This is a genomic window from Microcystis sp. CS-574 (assembly GCF_028329095.1).
In the GTDB taxonomy this organism is placed as follows: domain Bacteria; phylum Cyanobacteriota; class Cyanobacteriia; order Cyanobacteriales; family Microcystaceae; genus Microcystis; species Microcystis ichthyoblabe_A.
Window position 1 is genome coordinate 1 of record NZ_JAQMSY010000228.1, and the last position, 18587, is coordinate 18587.

Annotated in this window: 16 protein-coding genes and 1 CRISPR repeat array; of the genes, 11 read left to right on the forward strand and 5 right to left on the reverse strand. The window is 42.2% G+C overall.

Features of this window, described 5'->3' with window-relative positions; all coding sequences use genetic code 11:
• The first annotated feature begins 113 nt into the window (after positions 1 to 113).
• The gene (locus PN470_RS18535) at positions 114 to 458 is read left to right on the forward strand and encodes a hypothetical protein (protein WP_271935925.1); all 345 of its coding nucleotides are present in this window, start codon (positions 114 to 116) and stop codon (positions 456 to 458) included.
• Positions 459 to 518: 60 nt separating this feature from the next.
• On the forward strand, positions 519 to 1952 hold the full coding sequence (locus tag PN470_RS18540) for a phosphoglucomutase/phosphomannomutase family protein (RefSeq protein ID WP_272104922.1): 1434 nt from the start codon (positions 519 to 521) through the stop codon (positions 1950 to 1952).
• 44 nt (positions 1953 to 1996) lie between these two features.
• Here PN470_RS18540 and PN470_RS18545 read toward each other — a convergent pair whose 3' ends face one another.
• From PN470_RS18545 to PN470_RS22420, 3 genes are all read right to left on the reverse strand, one after another.
• On the reverse strand, positions 1997 to 3016 hold the full coding sequence (locus PN470_RS18545) for a methyltransferase (RefSeq protein ID WP_272104923.1): 1020 nt from the start codon (positions 3014 to 3016) through the stop codon (positions 1997 to 1999).
• A 194-nt stretch (positions 3017 to 3210) separates the two neighbouring features.
• Positions 3211 to 3381 (reverse strand): hypothetical protein, encoded by a 171-nt coding sequence (locus tag PN470_RS18550; RefSeq protein ID WP_162205050.1) that lies wholly within the window; start codon positions 3379 to 3381, stop codon positions 3211 to 3213.
• Between the two features lie 456 nt (positions 3382 to 3837).
• Positions 3838 to 4131, reverse strand: a complete 294-nt coding sequence (locus tag PN470_RS22420) for a tyrosine-type recombinase/integrase (protein ID WP_442930037.1) — start codon at positions 4129 to 4131, stop codon at positions 3838 to 3840.
• Between the two features lie 22 nt (positions 4132 to 4153).
• Positions 4154 to 4644: a CRISPR direct-repeat array (repeat unit 36 nt; unit sequence GTTTCCATTCAATTAATTTCTCTAGCGAGTAGAGAG).
• A 320-nt stretch (positions 4645 to 4964) separates the two neighbouring features.
• Here PN470_RS22420 and PN470_RS18555 point away from each other — a divergent pair.
• The 8 genes from PN470_RS18555 (at position 4965) to PN470_RS18590 (ending at position 15774) form a co-directional block, all read left to right on the forward strand.
• Positions 4965 to 6218, forward strand: a complete 1254-nt coding sequence (locus PN470_RS18555; protein ID WP_016515604.1) for a helix-turn-helix transcriptional regulator — start codon at positions 4965 to 4967, stop codon at positions 6216 to 6218.
• 118 nt (positions 6219 to 6336) lie between these two features.
• Positions 6337 to 9348 carry a type III-B CRISPR-associated protein Cas10/Cmr2 gene (cas10, locus tag PN470_RS18560; RefSeq protein ID WP_272104924.1) on the forward strand — a complete coding sequence of 1004 codons (3012 nt, stop codon included), beginning with the start codon at positions 6337 to 6339 and terminating at the stop codon, positions 9346 to 9348.
• Complete coding sequence (locus PN470_RS18565) at positions 9348 to 10487, forward strand: type III-B CRISPR module-associated Cmr3 family protein (protein ID WP_272104925.1); 1140 nt, start codon at positions 9348 to 9350, stop codon at positions 10485 to 10487. The genes cas10 and PN470_RS18565 overlap by 1 nt, the downstream gene beginning before the upstream one ends.
• 58 nt (positions 10488 to 10545) lie before the next feature.
• On the forward strand, positions 10546 to 11325 hold the full coding sequence (gene cmr4 / locus PN470_RS18570; RefSeq protein WP_002737749.1) for a type III-B CRISPR module RAMP protein Cmr4: 780 nt from the start codon (positions 10546 to 10548) through the stop codon (positions 11323 to 11325).
• A 9-nt stretch (positions 11326 to 11334) separates the two neighbouring features.
• Positions 11335 to 11898: a Uma2 family endonuclease gene (locus tag PN470_RS18575; protein ID WP_002751434.1), complete on the forward strand. Its 564-nt coding sequence runs from the start codon at positions 11335 to 11337 to the stop codon at positions 11896 to 11898.
• Between the two features lie 20 nt (positions 11899 to 11918).
• Positions 11919 to 12314: a hypothetical protein gene (locus PN470_RS18580; protein WP_016515600.1), complete on the forward strand. Its 396-nt coding sequence runs from the start codon at positions 11919 to 11921 to the stop codon at positions 12312 to 12314.
• 63 nt (positions 12315 to 12377) lie between these two features.
• The gene (gene cmr6, locus PN470_RS18585) at positions 12378 to 14321 is read left to right on the forward strand and encodes a type III-B CRISPR module RAMP protein Cmr6 (protein ID WP_271935928.1); all 1944 of its coding nucleotides are present in this window, start codon (positions 12378 to 12380) and stop codon (positions 14319 to 14321) included.
• A gap of 4 nt (positions 14322 to 14325) precedes the next feature.
• Positions 14326 to 15774 carry a hypothetical protein gene (locus PN470_RS18590; protein ID WP_103112713.1) on the forward strand — a complete coding sequence of 483 codons (1449 nt, stop codon included), beginning with the start codon at positions 14326 to 14328 and terminating at the stop codon, positions 15772 to 15774.
• Between the two features lie 462 nt (positions 15775 to 16236).
• Here PN470_RS18590 and PN470_RS18595 read toward each other — a convergent pair whose 3' ends face one another.
• Together PN470_RS18595 and PN470_RS18600 are read right to left on the reverse strand one after the other, a co-directional pair.
• Positions 16237 to 16509 (reverse strand): lipopolysaccharide assembly protein LapA domain-containing protein, encoded by a 273-nt coding sequence (locus tag PN470_RS18595; protein ID WP_002751442.1) that lies wholly within the window; start codon positions 16507 to 16509, stop codon positions 16237 to 16239.
• Between the two features lie 369 nt (positions 16510 to 16878).
• A complete protein-coding gene (locus PN470_RS18600) occupies positions 16879 to 17331 on the reverse strand; it encodes a hypothetical protein (protein WP_334310457.1) in 453 nt (150 codons plus the stop codon).
• 231 nt (positions 17332 to 17562) lie between these two features.
• Between PN470_RS18600 and PN470_RS18605 the strand changes: the two genes are divergently transcribed.
• Positions 17563 to 18414: an alpha/beta fold hydrolase gene (locus PN470_RS18605; protein WP_002736085.1), complete on the forward strand. Its 852-nt coding sequence runs from the start codon at positions 17563 to 17565 to the stop codon at positions 18412 to 18414.
• The last annotated feature ends 173 nt before the right edge of the window (positions 18415 to 18587 follow it).

Here is an 18587-nt window from a genome sequence, read left to right on the forward strand (position 1 = left end):
CCACACCCCACACCCCACTTCCCCACACCCTCTTTCAAGTCAGGAGGCTCTAAGTAACTGATAGCTGATGACTGATATGATTGGTGTGACTGTTTTCAGATGCAGAAATTCCGATGAATAGCCGATTACCTAGAGATAATAGCCAATTAGATAGCCAACTACATTCCCTTGTAACGACAGTGACAGCGATCGCCGAAGAACAGCAGGGAGATTGTAACGGTTTGTTAAGGTTGCTGCGAACTTTAGAAAATTTACATCGGCAAATTCGCGAGCAGATGTTCGAGCCATCTTTACCCAATACGCGTAAGGATTTATACGGATTACTCCGGGATATCGAGGAAACCGGGGGATGGCCCTATATAGAACGGATGAAGTTACAAATGTTAATGGAAAAATTATTAATCAGTGAAGCCGGTGCGCTCGATCCGGCGGCAAAAACCGATGATCGGGAAAAATGAGTGTCCAGAGAGTACGGAGCGGGTTACAGTATTGAAAAAATGGATATTTAGGGGTAAATCATGACCACCGTGAACCCGATTAAATTTGGAACCGATGGCTGGCGCGGGATTATCGCCGCCGATTTTACTTTCGATCGAGTTGCTCTGCTCGCTCCCTTGGCGGCTCAGGTTTTAGCCGATAATTATGGTCAGATCACGGGTTCGCGGACGATGATCGTCGGCTATGATCGGCGGTTTATGGCGGAGGATTTTGCTCAAACTGCGGCGGAATCGCTGCAAAAAGCAGGTTTTGATGTGCTTCTCTCCCAATCCTACGCTCCCACTCCCGCTTTTAGTTGGGCAGCTCGCTCAGAAAATGCTCTCGGTGCGATCGTGTTAACCGCCAGTCATAACCCAGCTAAATATCTCGGTTTGAAGGTTAAAGGTTATTTTGGTGGTTCTGTCTCGCCGGAAATTACCCAACAAATTGAAGCTTTATTGTCTAATCCGCCACAATTTAAGGCCAATGCAGGTAAATTAAGCACTTTTGAACCCTGGTCAGGTTATTGTCAGGGTTTACGCCAAAAAGTTAATATTGCCGCTATTGCTGAAGCGATCGAATCGGGACAACTAAAAGTTTATTCCGATGTCATGCACGGTGCGGCGGCTACCGGTTTAGAGCGTCTTTTGGGGGTGGGGATCACGGAATTACGCGGCAATCGCGATCCTTTGTTCGGTGGCGGCTCTCCGGAACCTTTACCGAGAAATTTGACGGAAATCATCGATAAACTGGCTCACAGCGCAAATTTAGCCCCTTTGCGAGTAGGTTTGGTCTTCGATGGGGATAGCGATCGAGTGGCGGCGATCGATGGTCAGGGGAATTTTTTAAGCACCCAAAATCTCATCCCGATTTTAATCGAGCATTTAGCCGGCAAAAAGGGAATGAGAGGGGAAATTGTGAAAACGGTGAGCGGTTCCGATTTAATCCCCAAATTAGCCAGTTTATACGGTTTATCGGTCTTTGAAACCCCGATCGGTTATAAGTATATCGCCGATCGAATGTTGACCACTCCTGTGTTAATTGGTGGGGAAGAGTCGGGAGGTGTCGGTTATGGTACTCACATTCCCGAACGGGATGCTTTATTATCAGCTTTATACGTTTTGGAAGCAGTGGTAGAATCGGGCCAAGATTTAAGCGATCTTTACGCGCAATTACAGGATAAAACTGGTTTTTATTCTCAGTATGATCGCATTGATTTACCCCTAGCTAATATGGAAGCTCGCGATCAGTTAATTACTGCTTTGGATCAGGAACCCTTAAGGGAAATTGCCGGTAAACAAGTGACTGATTGTAATCCTATAGACGGTTATAAATTCCGTTTAGAAGATGGCAGTTGGTTGTTAATTCGCTTTAGTGGTACAGAACCGGTTTTGCGTCTCTACTGTGAATCTTCAACCCTCGATCGAGTTCATGAAATTCTCGCCTGGGCAAAATCTTGGGCTACTTATATCTAAACAATAGAAAAAGGGTTTTTTGAAGAAACCCTTTTTCTATTCTATTATTTTTTAACGCATTCAATAATACAAATATCCTCTTGAGTTGGAATAATTCGATTTAATTTTAATCCCGCTTGACTCAACAATTCCTCAAATTCCTCTGCGGTTCTTTCCTTACCTCCCGGACACATAACTAACATATTTAGGTCTAACATTTTAGCGGCCGAAGGATTATTACCCGCAGGAACAACCATTTCCAAGACCAAAACTTTCCCATCGCTATCTAAAGCTTGACAACAGTTTTTCAAAATAGCAATCGCTCGTCGATCATCCCAATCATGAATAATATGTTTTAATAAATAGCCATCTCCTCCCGATGGTACGGATTCAAAAAAATTACCGCCAACGGTTTGACAACGATGGAGAATCCCGTGTTTTTCTAAAGTCGGTTGACAATGGGAAATTACATATTCTTCATCAAAAAGAATCCCTTTGAGGTGGGGATATTGCTCTAAGATTGTCCCCAACATCTCACCGTATCCCCCACCTACATCTACTAGGGTTTGAAATTCCGAGAAATTATACACAGCTAAAATAGCCTTCTCCTCCGAAAAAGAAAAACTATTCATCGACTGTTCAAAAATCTCGGCATCTAGCGGATGAGTTTGAAAATATTCAAAGACTCCCATCCCAAAGACATCATCAAAGGATGGTTGTCCCGTTTTAATACTATGTAACACATTTCCCCAGGCTTGATAATGGGGGGCTTCTCCTAACATAATCGCTGTCGCTTTTACTGACCGGGGATGGTCACTAGATAAATGTTCGGCTAAGGGAGTTAGTATAAACTGTTGAGATTCAGTTTCTTGAAAAATTCCCACACTAGCTAATGCTCTCATCAGTCGGTATAAAGCAGCAGGATTAGTCTCAGTTAGGGAGGCCAATTCTTGACAGGATTTCGTTCCTTTGCTTAAATGCTCGGCTAGACTTAATTTAGCCGCAGCATAGATGGCCTGAGATAGCCAGTAACCCGAAACCATTTGGGTTAATTGAAGATGAAGAGGGAGTTCAGGTAAGGACATAAGCAACTTTTGTGGGAATACAATTAAACATTACCATATAGAATAAGCTGCCCGCGCATTTAAATCGTCTGTTGAGATGAGGCACTTTTGCAAGGGTCAACAGGAAAGGGATTGGGGGAGATTCAGCTAATGTCTAAGCGCAAGTAGAGAGATAAACACAAAATTTCAATCCAAAATTTAAAGCGGGTTTCCATTCAATTAATTTCTCTAGCGAGTAGAGAGTTGATCGATCCCAGTGCCAACAGAGCGGCAAATTCTTTGGCGTAACTATTCATCCTTCTCGGATTGCCGAAAACTTTATCAATTTCTTCTCTAGCTCTATCACTATCGCCAGAGTCTAAAAATTGTTGCACTCTTTTAATCATGTAATTTGCCTCTGCTGTTTTATTTTCTGGTTAATTTAAAATTGTCAAAAAGAAAATAGAAAAAGCTAAAAAAAACAAGAAAATAGATAATCATGATCGGTGTTAAGCGATGATACATCGCCATAATATCTACATTTATAAAATATTTAGAATAAAAATTAATTAAAATGATTGTATTGTAATAGATAAAAAGTATTAAAGTGGTCAATAAAGCACTTTTCACGCTTTGCCAATCAAGATTTATTTTAATTTTTCTCTCTCTTAGCCAAAGGTGAAAATAACAGAGTATTGTAAAATTTACAAATAAAGTCGCGATTAAAGAGGAAAAATAATATAAAATCCATTCTTTAGATGGATCGAATACTACCATTAAAGCTTGGCTTATGTAGTAAGCGATAAAAGACATTAAATTAAGAATAATTGATAATAAAACAGAAGTGAACCAATATTTAGCTTTTAGCATGGTGGTAAAGGGCGATCAGGATGAGTAATAAGTTGCTGGTAGATTCGATTAAAAGAATCTCGATCTATCCAATGGCGATAAATTTCTGTGTGAATTTTCGTACTATGGCCGAGCATTTTAGAGGACATGGTAACATCCATGCCGAAATCAAAATATCGCCGCGCCCAAGAGTGCCGGAGATCGTAAGGAGTGAAAGATATTTTTAGCTTTTTAAATCCCTTGCTGATCAAATTCCCATAGACACTATTAGTATTCCCAGAGCAATCTGGCCGAGAAATATTTATCAATCCCCACTGATCAGCCCATTCAGTTTCCATTCAATTAATTTCTCTAGCGAGTAGAGAGACACTGTCAGGGCAGTCGGTAAATTTTACGATCATGTTTCCATTCAATTAATTTCTCTAGCGAGTAGAGAGTTTCCGCTATTTAGATTCGGATAAGGTGGATTCTTTGCTGTTTCCATTCAATTAATTTCTCTAGCGAGTAGAGAGAGGGAATACGAATATCAGATCGCTATAGCGCGGCGGAATGTTTCCATTCAATTAATTTCTCTAGCGAGTAGAGAGTCTTTTATCTACTTTTGTCCTGATTTCGAGGGGAATTTATGGTTTCCATTCAATTAATTTCTCTAGCGAGTAGAGAGGGGACATTAGGAGTAGAATGGCACATTGACGACATTCATGAGTTTCCATTCAATTAATTTCTCTAGCGAGTAGAGAGAAATGATTGAAATGGTACAAATTCCTGACGCAACCTTTAAAATCGTTTCCATTCAATTAATTTCTCTAGCGAGTAGAGAGAGCCGGTAGGCAAACGTCCGAACAGGATTGGGGTTCGGAAGCCAGTTGCGACGGATAAGTTAATTATAGCTAGATACGGTCGCACCGTCAACCCCATAAACCACAAAACCCTTATCCTGTGGTAGATCGAGGGATTTTACCGGAAACCGAGGTTATCTGCTCCCACCCCTATCCGTCGCTAGTCGATGATACCCTAAAAAGCCAATAATTTAACCCCTCGATCGAGCGGCTAATTTTTCCAGTCCTGATCGGATTTTCTAGCCCTCGGAGTGAAGTAAATTTATATCGGCTTTCCCCTTGACTGAACCGATTGCATCTGTATGACTCAGCACCCCAAATCCCCTAGGGAAAGAACACTGCGTGAACGAGATAGTCGCGAGTTCCAGCGACTTATGCTCCTGATCGCCACCCTCGTCCGACACCCCGGAGTCGGTTATCAAACCCTCGATCCCTCGGAAAATTACCATTCGGGGAAAGATCACAACGCATTAACGGAAGTACAGGAACGGGTGAGAGAACTCGCCGCCACCCTCGCCCTCGGTTGGCCTGCGGAATATCCCTCCATTGCCACCCTGAGAAAAGACATAACGACCCTACGGGATTACAAAATTCTCGATCGCCACATCTATCGCTGGGGGTATTATCTCGGCACCGGCGTTATGAGTCCCGACGAACTTAAAATCGCCTTTGATGCACTCCGCTCCCGGGCCCTCTATCAGGGTGATCCGAGAATCCGTCAGGTCTATCACCAACTCGATCGCCGTCTTCAAGGGTTTACACTCGGCTCCCGGGCTGACTTTCTCTATCCCGTCTGGGAACAACTCGATCGACCGATCAACTATACCGATCCAGAAGAGATGATGGAACGGGGAAAATATCGCCAAACTTTATACGAGAAAATCGACACCCTAGAACAGGCCATTGTCCGGGGAGAGGTAATCGAGATCGCCCGACCGATCGATCCCTATCAAAAGAAATTTACCGGGCCCTTCCCGATTTATCCCCTCCAGTTAATTTACCGTGACATTGGCTGGTATCTCCTCTATGAAACCTATCCCGATGGCTGTCTGGCCATCGGCCGCCTCAATCGTTTCGCCGGTCATTGTCGAATCCTCCCAGAACCCTCTCGCTCCCTCGAAGAACAGCGCCACAGCCTCAATAATGCCCACAAACTGATTAAAAATGGCTGGGGCTTGAATTTGGGGGATTTAGCAGCGCAAAAATTGGAATTAGCGGCACAATTAACCCTAATTACCGTTAAAGTTCGCTTTTTTCATCCTGTGAGTTACTTTATCCGGGAGGGAGAAGCACGTCACCCCCGGCAGCAGTTGACAAATCCCCAGATCGACCCGCAGACGAAAATCCTTAACTCGATCGATTACCACATCGCTCTCCCGTCCCGTTCCCTGGAAGAATTTCTCTGGTGGGTACAGCGCTATCTCGAACAGGCCCAGATTCTCTCTCCCCCAGAAATGGCGGAAAAACACCGGCGATCGGCGCAAATGTTGGTCGATCGATATTCTCCCCCAACAGACGATAATCATAGTAAAAAATTCATACCACCAGAAACTTAGACAGGATCAGCTTTTGAAGCTTTTTAGAAAAAATCTTCAAAATATCGTGTTATCTCTAGAGGTTCCTAAGGCATATTGATATACTGAGAACATCGGTCAGCAAGGAATTGAGGCGTTTATGGCCCTAGGATACTGGCAAGCGAAAATCTGGGGACTACTACACGATCCCGTCTTCAAGGCCCTACATAGCAACTCAGGACGCGGTGATAACAGCTTCTGGAGAGATTTAGAAGTAATGAAGTTGTGGGGAAAACATAACCCCGAAGAATCGACTAAAAAAATTCTCAAACAAATCAAACTAGCTGACTATATCACCTCAGCCAGCGATCGATCGGCGATCGGTAGTTTAACCCAATTCGTTAACTACGATCGAGAAACAGGTCTAGAATTGCGTCACCTCCTCTCCGGAGAACCCTTAGATCTCAAATTAGCCGACACAACCCATAAGAAAATCGCTTCTAACCGCACAGATTACTTAAAAGAACAGGAAAACCAACTATTTAACCAAATTCCCGCCAGATTACGCACAGGAATCTCAGAAAACGAAGCTAAAGAACTATTTTGGTGGTTATGGCGCTGTCTTCCCCAAGCGGCGACGAAATTACTCGATGACGAAAATCTGCTTTTAATGCCCGCCGAAACCAGAATACCGGACGGATCGATCTGGAGTCATGCCAGTTTAACGGCGGCCATCGCCGGGGCCCTAGCGGGATATGATCTCACCTCCGAGGATGTGGTCAATAAATGGCCGACAGGAAAACAATTATCCCACGCTTATCTCGTTAGTTTCACCTTTTCCCCTGTGCAAGAACTAATCAAAGCCAGCCGCAAAATGCGCGATTTTTGGGCAGGTTCTTGGATTCTGCACTATCTATCTGCTCAAGTCTGCTGGCAACTGGCCCAACAATACGGCCCCGATAGTTTGATCTATCCCTCTCTCTACGCACAACCCTTAATCGATCGATGGTTACTAGAGAAATATCCCGATTTTAAACCCTGGATCGACCCACCGAGCGATCGACAATTACTAACCGCCGGATTTCCCAACATTATTATCCTCGTCTTGCCCAAAGATAAGGTGGCAGCGGCCATGCAAACCGCTAAATCTAGTTTATTAAAAGAATGGAAAGAAATTAGTCGGCAAGTTTTCGAGGAATTGGGAGAACGTCACTGGATGCCCAAATTAAAAGAAAATAGTCGTACCTGGGACAGTTGGTTAAATGCCCAATGGCAAACCTATTATGTGGGAGTCCCCATCGGTAGAGAAGACCAACTCCTCACCAGTAGCGAAATTTACCAAGAAAACGAAAATAGTGCCGAAAATCAAGCCGAAGACCCAGAAAAAGCGCAAAGCTGGCGAGATAAACAAAACGAACTTTATAATCTCTACGATAAAAAAGCTCTATTCTTAGAAAAAGAGCAGGAATTTCTGCAAAAAGCTGGAAAACTACGCCTTGAGAAATGGAAAAAACATCCCTTTAGTTCTAATGTTGGTTCTTGGTGGAGTAGTGCTTTCGATCAAAACCGTTCCGCCCTTGCTGCCGTCAAAAATGCCCGCGATTGGCAGATTCCCACCGCTTTCGGCCCCCGTTCCACCATTTCTGGACTTGGCCCCGTCGTCCATCCCGATAGTAACAACGATTGGATTAGCGAAAAAGCAAGCAAAGAATATTGGCAACGAAATGCCGGATTATTCGATGGGATCGAACAACTCAACGCCACCGAAACCGTTAAACGCGGATTACACCTAATCCTGCCAAAACTCTTAAAAAATAGCGACCAAGAGCGTCTAGATGCCGCTTATCCCGATTTAACCGTGGGAGTCGCCGGTTATCTCAAAACAGGCGGTGATCTCGACCATTTTCATCACGCTTGTCGCACCATCTCGCGTAGGTTAAGAGAAGACGGGAAAAAGATTCCCCCGGCACTTACCCAACCCTGGGGAATCCCCTACATTGACGATCACATCGAACCAGAATATAAACGTTATCACCCTCGATTTCTCAATGCGGGATGGTTAGTAGAAGAACTAGAGATTACCGATGAAGAAATGGCTAATTATCGCCATCAATTAAGCCAATTAATTGACCAAAACTATCCCCACAATAACCCGGCTGATTGGTATGTTATCGCCGCAGGAGATGGTGACGGAATGGGGGAATGGTTAAAAGGCCAAAAAATGAAACCCTATCGAGAATATATCCCTAAGTCACTTCATCAATACGCCGATCATCCCCCGACCGAAACCGATACCCTAGAAAAAGAAGTACAAAAAGCTTTTGGCGATTTTGTCACCCTCAATAAACGCATGGGACCATCTACCCATAGCGCCCTCAGTCGCGCCCTTTTAGACTTCTCTAATCAACTCGTTCCCTACCTCACCGAACAACGCTATGCAGGACGCTTAATCTATGGTGGCGGTGATGATGTTCTCGCCTATACTAATCTCTGGGAATGGGATAAATGGTTATGGGATATCCAGCAATGTTTTAAGGGAGAAAAAGACCCCCATGGGGAATTTAAGAACGCCGGTGACTATTGGCAATGGAAAGGCGAAAAAACTCCCGAAAATCTCTCCAAACGTCCCCTATTTACCATGGGAAAGCGGGCGACTATCAGTTTCGGTATTGTCATTGCTCATCATTCCGTACCCCTTGCTATCGCCCTAGAAAATCTCTGGGAAGCCGAGAAAAAAGCCAAGGAACACGCCTATAAAGGCTTTGACGGCAAAAAAGTCAAAAAAGATGCTGTACAAGTGCGCGTTCTCTACGGTAACGGTAACGTCCTAAAATCTACGGCTAAGTTTGATGTTTTTTATCAATGGCAAAAACTCTTAGAATTGAATTTAGATGCCAGTATCTTTGAACAAGCTGCGACAATTTGGGAACAACATCCCGCACCAGTACAAGAAGCGATTTTCCCCTGGACAAAAGCCTTCTGTAGCCGTCGGGAGAACTTATCAGAAAAACAAACAGAGAAGATTCAAAAAGAACTTGCCAACTTTCTAGATAGCCTTTGGCAAACTACAGAAAACACACCAAAAGTTCTCAATGAAGCTATCAACAATTGGCTTAAACTAGCGGCTTTTATGACTCGAAAAAGAGAGATTAAGATCGGAGGTTCCATTTAATGTATTGGTACACAATCACTCCCCTAGATGTTCTTCTCCTACGCGATGCCAAACCCTTTAGCCCCGGAGAAAGAGCCTGGGCCGGAAGTACATTTCCCCCCAACGGTCACACGATCGCCGGTGCTTTAAGTGCTTTACTAGATCGCTCTAAAAATAGTTATTTTAAAATCACTGGTCCATTCCTATCTTTTGCTGGAGATACTTTATATCTACCCCGTCCTTTAGGATTCGCCAATTCTGACCCATTAATTCCTATTTCTTGGAGTGATAATTTAACGATTTCAGAAAAGCATATATTTTGGGATCGATCGAAACCTGCCCCCTTAGCTAAGGCTAAACCTAACAAAAATTGCCAAAATCGAGAAAATCAAGCGGAAGAAGAGAACCAAAGTAAATATCGTCAGTATTTACCTTTTGAAGTTATTCTCGATTATTTAAAAACAGGAGCGATCGATCCCTCTCAATGGTTAGTCAAGCACGAAGGAGAAGATAAACCCTGGCGAGAAGAAATTCGTTCCCATAACGCCATAAAACCGGGAAGCAAACGGGTAAAAGATGCCGATGGATACTTTGTGGAAAAAGCGATCCGAATGCTACCCGGTTGGAGTATAGCGATCGGAATTGATGTTAATATTCCCACTCCCACAACTTTGCGGTTAGGAGGAGAAGGACACCGAGTTATACTGGAAAAATGCGATAATTTAGGTCAACAATGGCAAGAATTAAAACAACAATCCGAGGAGAACTTTAAACAAATAAATAAAGCGATCGCTTATCTCGTTACCCCCGGTATTTTTGAACGCCGTCACGATAATAATCAAGCCATTTGTCGCTCTTGGCCCTGGGAATGGAAACTCGCCCATACTGTTAATAGTAATCAGAAACCGGGCAATCTAGTCAGTGTCGCAACCGATCGAGCTATCCCGATCAGTTGCCGCATTCAATCAAAAGAAAATACTAGCATTCCCGCTCCCCAAGTCTTCGCGGCCCCCGCCGGTAGTCAATACTATTTAAATCAACCCGATCGCCTATTTCAAGAGCAGCCCGATAGTCCCGAATATCACCAACGCTGGCGCAAATTAGGCTACTCAGAATTACTTTGGATCAAATTTGATCGCTGTTTTTGGACAAGCGAATAGGGGCAAATTAGGCTACTCAGAATTACTTTGGATCAACTATAAAGGAGAATAATTAATCATGAACTTAATCCACTTTTATCTACTTTCTCCCCTACATACCGGAGGAACCACTCAAGAGGGGAATCTAGTGGGTATTGCTCGTGAATCCCATACCACTTTACCCTATATTCCCTCCAGTACAATTCGCGGGAAAATCCGTTCTTTAGCTACCGAAGAAAACCTAAAATTTAAGTTATTCGGTAATGAAATCGATAAAGGTGCAGAAAACTTGGAACAGGGAGACATCTGGATAGGAGATGGTTCGATTCTCTGGTTGCCCGTCCCTTCCCTTAGTCACGGTGTCGTCTGGATCACTTCTCCTTTACTTCTTCGTCGTTGGACAAGATTAACTAATCCTAGTCTGACAATTCCCCCCGAATATAGCTGTAGTTTTAAAAAGGCCAACACCAACGTCTATCTCAAGGATGCCATTCTCAAGGTCGATGATCTAAAAGACTGGTCAAATTGGCAAAGTTTTATTCCCAAAAACTCTGTCAGCAGTGGCATTAATAAAGTCTTAGTATTACCCGATCAGCATTGCACGACTCTAATTCAAATGAGTTTATGGAGACAAGTTAAAATTAAATTAGATGAGCATAAATCCGTCGATGGAGGATTTCGTTATGAAGAAGCTATTCCCCCCGACACCTTAATGTATTTTCCTTGGGGTATTACCTCTCAAGCTAATGGAACCAGACAACAATCCCAAGCTGATTTTAAACAGTTATTAGCAGATAATGACATTCTACAAATCGGCGGACAGGAAAGTTTAGGACGTGGTTTTGTGCAACAATGGTAGAGGTAATTTATGACAGCTAATCTTGCCTTAGCTAAATGGTCAGTGGTCGATTATCATCGCATGATTGCGGCGGGAATTTTAATCGATCGGCGTGTAGAATTACTGAATGGAGATATTCTCGAAATGAGTCCAGAAGGCCCTTTACATAAAGACAGTGGAGAAGGATTAGCCAACTTTCTCCGTCAACGTCTCAAGGATAAAGCATGGGTAAGAGAAGTTGGACCCATTACCTTAGAAAACTCAGAACCTGAACCCGATATCGCTGTAGTTTTTCCCCCTCGTTCTCGCTATCGAGATCATCATCCCTATGCCGATGAAATTTTTTGGTTAATCGAAATTTCCGACTCAACTCTCAGTAAAGACTTAACCGAAAAAAAACACATCTATGCCCAAGCTGGTATTGCAGAATATTGGGTAGTTGCCATCAAAAATCGAGAGATTTATGTTTTCCGTCAACCGATAAATTCTGATTATCAATATCAAGAAAAATTTAGTACAGGAACCTTATCTGCTGCTGCATTTCCCGATATTGTTATCTCTCTTGATGCCCTTTGGTCAGGTAATATTTTTTAACTTTTGGAGCCAAAATAACCATGACATTCGACCCTAGAACGATTAGCAATCCCGTATTCACTGCCTTGCAAAAATTGTCCTCAGCCACTGCTGATAATAGTCGCCGCAAAGAACAAAAAAATCAAGCTATTGAACTTTATACCTATCTTTCTACTTGGGGAATGATGCGCCTAAAAGCCGAAGAAACTGCTATTAGTAAAGACAAAGAAGGCAAGCGAGAAGTTGTTAAAATATACTTTGAGTGTCTTGAAGAAATCTCGAACAACCGGAATATAGCCAACCCACAAGGATTAGACACATTAAAAAAACTTTCCACTGATGATTATCTAGGACTAACGGGTTTAGGCTTGGAAATCGCCCAAGAATTTAGCTTCTGGGCTAATGCCATCTATTCCGATGTGGAAAGTGGGGACTAACTCAGGTAAATTGTCACCACAGTTTTTATAATTCATTGAACTAGAAAGGAAATTATAATTATTATGTCCCATAGCCCCTTACAACGTCCTAATCGCCCTCAAAAACCCACCCTAAAAAATCAAGCTATAAAACCCACAAATAACAACCAACCCTCCAGACAGCCTCCTAGGGGTGGCGGCGGTAATAATAACGGCGGTGGCGGCAATAACAATCCTCCTCCACCCTCACCGTGGTTAGACCCCGAAAACGAACCTCAACCCGACCAATCAGCCAGTTTTGTCGAATATCTCCGTTGGATGCGTGCTGCCGACTATCCACACAAAGATGCGACTAAAACCCAAATTCTGCAAACAGCCCAAGAAAATGCTAACTATACTCAGCGTCTTGAGCAACTCAATCAACGTACCCAACTGTTAGCGAAAGACGGAATCGCTTTTCAAGTCAAATCCACTTGGCGTATTCGTGTCGGTGGTCATCGTGGACCGGAAAGTATTCTTTTACCTGCCTTTGATGCCCTCGGAATGCCCTATATTCCATCCAGTACATTGCGGGGTGTTGCCAGAAACCAAGCCATCCGAGAAATCATGGCGGAAAATAATCTGGAATGGAAAGACGCGGAAAAAGAAATCGCCCCCTATTTCGGTGATATAAACGCCAAAGAGGAAAAAAATAAAACGGGTAAAGTTGTCTTTTTCGATGCCTATCCTTTACCTTCTAAGAACGGGGGGTTAGAAATGGACATGGCTAATAATATTTGGTCATGGAAAGATGATTCTCTAGAATATTCTCCTAACCCTAATCCTTTTTTCTCTCTCAAAGAATCAACTTTTTTAATTGGTTTACGTTTACGTCTAGCTAGTAACTGTCAAGATGAAAAGATACTTGAAAAGGTAAAACAATGGCTGAAAAAAGGTTTACAGCTTGGCATAGGTTCACAAGTCAATACAGGTTATGGACAATTGATCTTATCTGGAAAAAGCCCAAGATTAGAATCGGAATTTTATCGATTGGATTTTGAGCTAGAAGGTCAATTAATTCATGGTTATCAACGATTTACCCAATGGAATGAGCGACGCAATGAATGGCAAATGCGGAGCGCACCCGTTGCAGAAGTTCGTCCGACAGCCTTTAAATCGATGATGCGATACTGGTTTCGTGTTTTTGCATCTGGAGTTTTACCTATTAACGAAGTTCAAAATATTGAAGCTGAATTATTTGGAGGTATTAATCCTAAAAAATACGGTTATCTGCAAGTGAATATTCTTGAGGGTAAAGTTACCCAAAAAGAACCCCGACCCAATCCTCAGGGTAAAAATGACCCCTGTGGTGAACAGCAGGGAACTTTAGTCTTATCTTTGTCTTCCGAAACTCCAAAAGATAAACAAGAAGCTGTCAAAAAATTAGCTAAATATTTGACTTGGTTTTTAGCTAATATGGGTGGTATTGGTCAAGGTGCGAGAAGACCTAATTATTCTCGCAAAAGTCGTGAAAGCGCCCCATGGTTTCGTGGTTCTACATTTTATATTGACAGTGAAGAAGATTTTTGGGCAATGCCCAATAATGTGAAGGGGTTTAAACAACAATTTCAGCAAAGATTGCGAGATTTTTATAAATCTTTAAATCAAGTTACTGGCACTAATATAAACTCTAATAATTTAAGGATAGCTGGTCAAGTTTCTCAAAGTAATTGGATTGATGCAGCCGATAGTAATTGTCAAATTTTTGTCTGTGCAGGAAATGAACAAAGAGGTAAACCCCATGCTTTAGCAATTCTTCACAGTGATACTTTGAAAATTACCGGTAAAAATGGTCAAAGAGAATATGATGGTAATCTCTGTGGTAAAGTCAGTGGTGGAGCTAAACCATCTCCCGTGTGGATTGCTGATTTAGGAGATTACCAGATAGTTACTGTATTCGGTGCTAATCTGAATCCCCGTCAAGAGTTTATCAAACAATTAAGAAGTAATACAAGTCCTCAAAATTTTGCTCAAATATTCCCTTTATAATCTCATGAAATCAATTTTAGTTGCAACGATCGGAACCAGAGATTTAATGTTTCAAGTCACCACTGGTGACTGGTATAATATTGGCGATGATCGCATGAAAGGTGATATTCTCGGAGAACAGATAGAAGTAGTGTCTGATTTAGCTCTGACCGAAAAATCATCTTTTCGAGAAATATCCCAATACCTTTGGGAAAACATTGAATATTATGGCGATCAAGTAAAACCAGTCATTCTGGGTAAACTTTTGGAAGATAAAATCAATGATCTCGAAAAAGTTTATTTAGTAGTAACTGATCAAAATGAAACAGTAAAAGAAAGAGAAAAAGATACTCTTTACTCAGGAGAATTAATTAAGTATTGGCTAAATAAATTAAATTCTGATTTGGTAGTAAATATTCTCTATATAGGTAGAAATGATGAAAACCCTTCTAACTTCGAGAAAATGTTCCGTTGGTGGCAACAAGTATGGAAAGAAAATATAGAACCTCAACCCGATCAACCCATTTTATTGTGCTTAAAAGGTGGGGTGGGGCAAGCTTCAGAAGCGTCGAGAATTTCGGGATTGAGTCTTTATGGAAACGATATTAAATTCTATGAATTTATTCCCACTCCTCATGACAATCAAAAGGGCATTTCTTCAGATTACACAGGGCCTTTTTTAGGGACTAACTATCTTTGGGATCGCACTCGACAACAAGCCCTACAATTATTAGAACGCTATGATTATGCTGGTCTTCAGAACTTAGTTAAACCTTACTATGAACAAAATAAACAAAAATGGAAAGAAACTTATGCTCTAATTAAATCTGGAGTAAGCTGGAATCAAGGACAATTTGAAGATTTTTTTCAGTCCGCTTCTTTTAGTTTCAATAATCAACAAAAAGAGCAGCATCAACAATATTGGTGGATGGCCTACGAACAAGCTTATACCGCAGTAGTTAGACTAAAACAAAAAAATACAACCGAGGCTATGCTTCATAGTTTCCGAGCGGTAGAAGGCTTAATTTATGAGTGTTTAAAACATGAATTTAAAGACTATATGGTTAATTCTGAATATACTTATTCATCTTTAAAATCTTCGGTCTTAACTAAGTATCCTGATTTGAGCATATTGTTTGTTAATGGGACAAATAAAACTGACATATTATTAGACAGTCGCAATCAACAACGAGTAATTGAGTTGTCTATTAATGTCGATCTAAAGGATTGGGGTTCTGCAGAATTGCGTAATCATAGAAATCGATTATCTCATAAATTAGGTGGCATTAGTGAGGGAGAATTATATCAAGCTTGGGGAAAAGATACTTACAATCAAAAAGACTGGGAAAAGCGAATTTTAAATTGTCTCAATCTAATCACAGAAAATAAATTTAATTATTTATGGCAAGGAAGTTTATTTGCTTCTATTCATGAGAGAGTCAGAACAGCTATCAAAAATTATAATGTTGTTTAAAGTACAAAATGCAATTAGCTCCTACAATATACACCCGGGATGCTGCCGATAAATGGCTCTCTTGTTCTTGGTGTGATCTCGCGTAGCGAGCGCGTTGCGACCAGTTTAACTTATATAAGACCGATCGATCTTTGTGTCCTTTGTGTCTTTGTGGTTCGTTCCAGTCGCTCGCTGGCAAGACTGTATCTTAGAACACATTTTACCCACCAAACCCTAAGAGAACCGATAAATTAGCCAGTCAAAAGACTATTTAGGGTGTGCTGAATAAATCTAAAAACCTTGTTGGATAAGAATTTTAGACTTTTTTCCCATCAAAAAGTGCCAGACCTTGGGGTGATCGGGGGGGAAATTTAGGCACTTTTTCCCTGAAAATTAGGTAATTGACCCCCTGAAAATCGGTAAAACCCTACACCCCACACCCCACACCCTACCCCCAGGAAAAACTTTTTCAGCAGACCCTATTTAAAAATCAAACTCGTCTAACCCCGATTCTGGGGGAGAAAAGCGACTGCGAGGAGATTTTTTCGACTTTCTGAAAAAAGCGGGAATAACTGCGGCCATAAAAAATCCCATTCCCAAAGAAAAAGCCAATAAAATGCCGATGGGTACTTTAATTGACTCAAATTGTAGAAACTTTAAAGAAACTGGTTGGATATTTTGGATAGCAAAAACTGCCATGGTCATAATCCAACCACCGACAATAGCACTAGCTAAAAAATTAGTGATTGTATTCATGTTTGTCCTCGCTAGGTTTGTAGGAGATTTTTTAACCTTTTGTAGGCTAAGTAGGTAGGCTTGAAAAATTATCAGATGCCCCCCTTATTAAGGGGGGACTAAGGGGGGATCGTCACCCCCCTTATCAAGGGGGATCCCCCCGCCTTCGGCTTCCCCCCTTATCAAGGGGGGCTAGGGGGGATCGAACCTAAAATCCATTTTTAATTTAATTATAACCAGCTACTTAATTTGGGAGTTATATCCCTATTAATTTAACTTTCCTGGGGCGGAAATTACCGTTAATTGACTAAAACGTTACAATTGTCGATCGATCTCAAATAAATCTCGATCGCGATAATATAATTGTGGTCTGATCGCCCTAAGTTAGAGCTAGTAAATATAAATAGCACCCTGTTGATTGAGGTTAAAGGTGGTATAACCGGGGGTACTCCCCGGAACTTTGGTAACAGTAATCGTGACTAAATTATCTTTATTGACTTCTACGGCATAGATTAAACTAGAGGAATCGGGATCCGAGGCGGCACTAGCCCGATTAATCAGAATATATGCTGGAATTACGAAACCTTTTAGGGTTGTCTCCGTACCAGGAGATAATAATTGGGGAGAGGAATCAATATTGGCCGATAGGTCATAATTGAGGTCAATATCGGTTTGATTGATGATTTTAATCTCCACAGGACGACTCATATTCACCCTAGCGACAGGCTGCCAAGGACCCGGTTGAAAGGTGGTAGCGGGGGGATTTTGAGCGGGTAAAGAGGGGGGAAAAACTAATCCCAGACTGAAGACGAGGGAAAGAGTTAAAAAGCGATCGCATTTCATAGATAAATCCTGGTCTAGGGTTGTCATCCTATTTTAGGGAGGTATCCCCAGTGTTTTATACTTAAAGTAGAAGCTTTTGAAATTGTCTATAGCATTGATTGATCAGCTATCAGGGAAAATCCTAAGCTTCCCTGATTTTGCTCTATAAACAAGGCTAAATACACCGATTTTTCTCTAGAAGTTTCCCTAGTAACCCCTATCAACGGTTTAACTTAGGTTGAGATTGATTATATGCCTACCATCGACATATCGGGAGTATCCCACAGTTACGAGTTATTTTCGCCCCAAGCGGATAAACCGGTTTTAGTCTTTATACACGGTTGGCTGCTGAGTCGTCACTACTGGCAGCCTTTGGTAGATATTCTCTCCCCAGACTATCCCTGTCTAGTTTATGATCTCCGGGGCTTTGGCGACTCCCAAAAAATCACCTCTAACAGTCCTCCTAGCAGTTATAACCTTGAATCCTACTCCCAAGACGTTATTACCCTTCTTAACCGCTTAAACCTCGATGCTGCTTGGTTAGTCGGTCATTCCCTCGGTGGTAGTGTTGCTTTGTGGGCCGCGGATAGCTGTCCTGAACGCATTAAAGGGGTAATCTGTATGAATGCCGGCGGCGGCATCTATCTAAAGGAGGAATTTGAGCGATTTCGGGAAGCCGGAAGACAGATTTTAGAGAGAAGACCGCCTTGGTTGCCCCGTGTTCCCTTGATTGATGTTTTATTCTCGCGGATGATGGTCAAGCAAACCCTAAGTAAAAAATGGGGCAAACAGCGAGTGATTGATTTTGTCCGGGCCGATTACCAAGCGGCCCTGGGGTCACTTTTGGAAACCACCACTATCAGCGAAGTTCATCTTTTACCCCAGATTGTCTCCCGTCTCCCGCAGCCGGTCTATTTTCTGGCGGGGAAAGAGGATACGATTATGGAAGTTAAGTACGTTAACCATCTGGCCAGTTTTCATCCCTTGTTTGAAACTGGCGGCAACGTGATTGAGTTATCCGATTGTGGTCACTTTGCCATGCTTGAACAAACAGCAGCGGTGGCCGAAAAGATGATGGCTATTTTAAATCAGCATCGGGGTTAGGGGGTTTAAGTGTTGAGGTTTTAGTGGAAATTTCCCTATCTCCCCATTTCCCGATTCCATCCACAGATACTGTTATGAAGTGAAAATTTATGTAACAATGACTCTATAAGGGCGATTTTTTACCGATCGCCGAGGCCGTCTATTAATCGAATCGATGTCTTTGAAGAACGTAG

Excerpts from the sequence above, each read along its gene's own strand:
- PN470_RS18535 (WP_271935925.1), top strand. The coding sequence starts at position 114 with ATGAATAGCCGATTACCTAGAGATAATAGCCAATTAGATAGCCAACTA.
- PN470_RS18540 (WP_272104922.1), top strand. The coding sequence starts at position 519 with ATGACCACCGTGAACCCGATTAAATTTGGAACCGATGGCTGGCGCGGG.
- PN470_RS18545 (WP_272104923.1), bottom strand. The coding sequence starts at position 3,016 with ATGTCCTTACCTGAACTCCCTCTTCATCTTCAATTAACCCAAATGGTT.
- PN470_RS18550 (WP_162205050.1), bottom strand. The coding sequence starts at position 3,381 with ATGATTAAAAGAGTGCAACAATTTTTAGACTCTGGCGATAGTGATAGA.
- PN470_RS18555 (WP_016515604.1), top strand. The coding sequence starts at position 4,965 with ATGACTCAGCACCCCAAATCCCCTAGGGAAAGAACACTGCGTGAACGA.
- cas10 (WP_272104924.1), top strand. The coding sequence starts at position 6,337 with ATGGCCCTAGGATACTGGCAAGCGAAAATCTGGGGACTACTACACGAT.
- PN470_RS18565 (WP_272104925.1), top strand. The coding sequence starts at position 9,348 with ATGTATTGGTACACAATCACTCCCCTAGATGTTCTTCTCCTACGCGAT.
- cmr4 (WP_002737749.1), top strand. The coding sequence starts at position 10,546 with ATGAACTTAATCCACTTTTATCTACTTTCTCCCCTACATACCGGAGGA.
- PN470_RS18575 (WP_002751434.1), top strand. The coding sequence starts at position 11,335 with ATGACAGCTAATCTTGCCTTAGCTAAATGGTCAGTGGTCGATTATCAT.
- PN470_RS18580 (WP_016515600.1), top strand. The coding sequence starts at position 11,919 with ATGACATTCGACCCTAGAACGATTAGCAATCCCGTATTCACTGCCTTG.
- cmr6 (WP_271935928.1), top strand. The coding sequence starts at position 12,378 with ATGTCCCATAGCCCCTTACAACGTCCTAATCGCCCTCAAAAACCCACC.
- PN470_RS18590 (WP_103112713.1), top strand. The coding sequence starts at position 14,326 with ATGAAATCAATTTTAGTTGCAACGATCGGAACCAGAGATTTAATGTTT.
- PN470_RS18595 (WP_002751442.1), bottom strand. The coding sequence starts at position 16,509 with ATGAATACAATCACTAATTTTTTAGCTAGTGCTATTGTCGGTGGTTGG.
- PN470_RS18600 (WP_334310457.1), bottom strand. The coding sequence starts at position 17,331 with ATGAAATGCGATCGCTTTTTAACTCTTTCCCTCGTCTTCAGTCTGGGA.
- PN470_RS18605 (WP_002736085.1), top strand. The coding sequence starts at position 17,563 with ATGCCTACCATCGACATATCGGGAGTATCCCACAGTTACGAGTTATTT.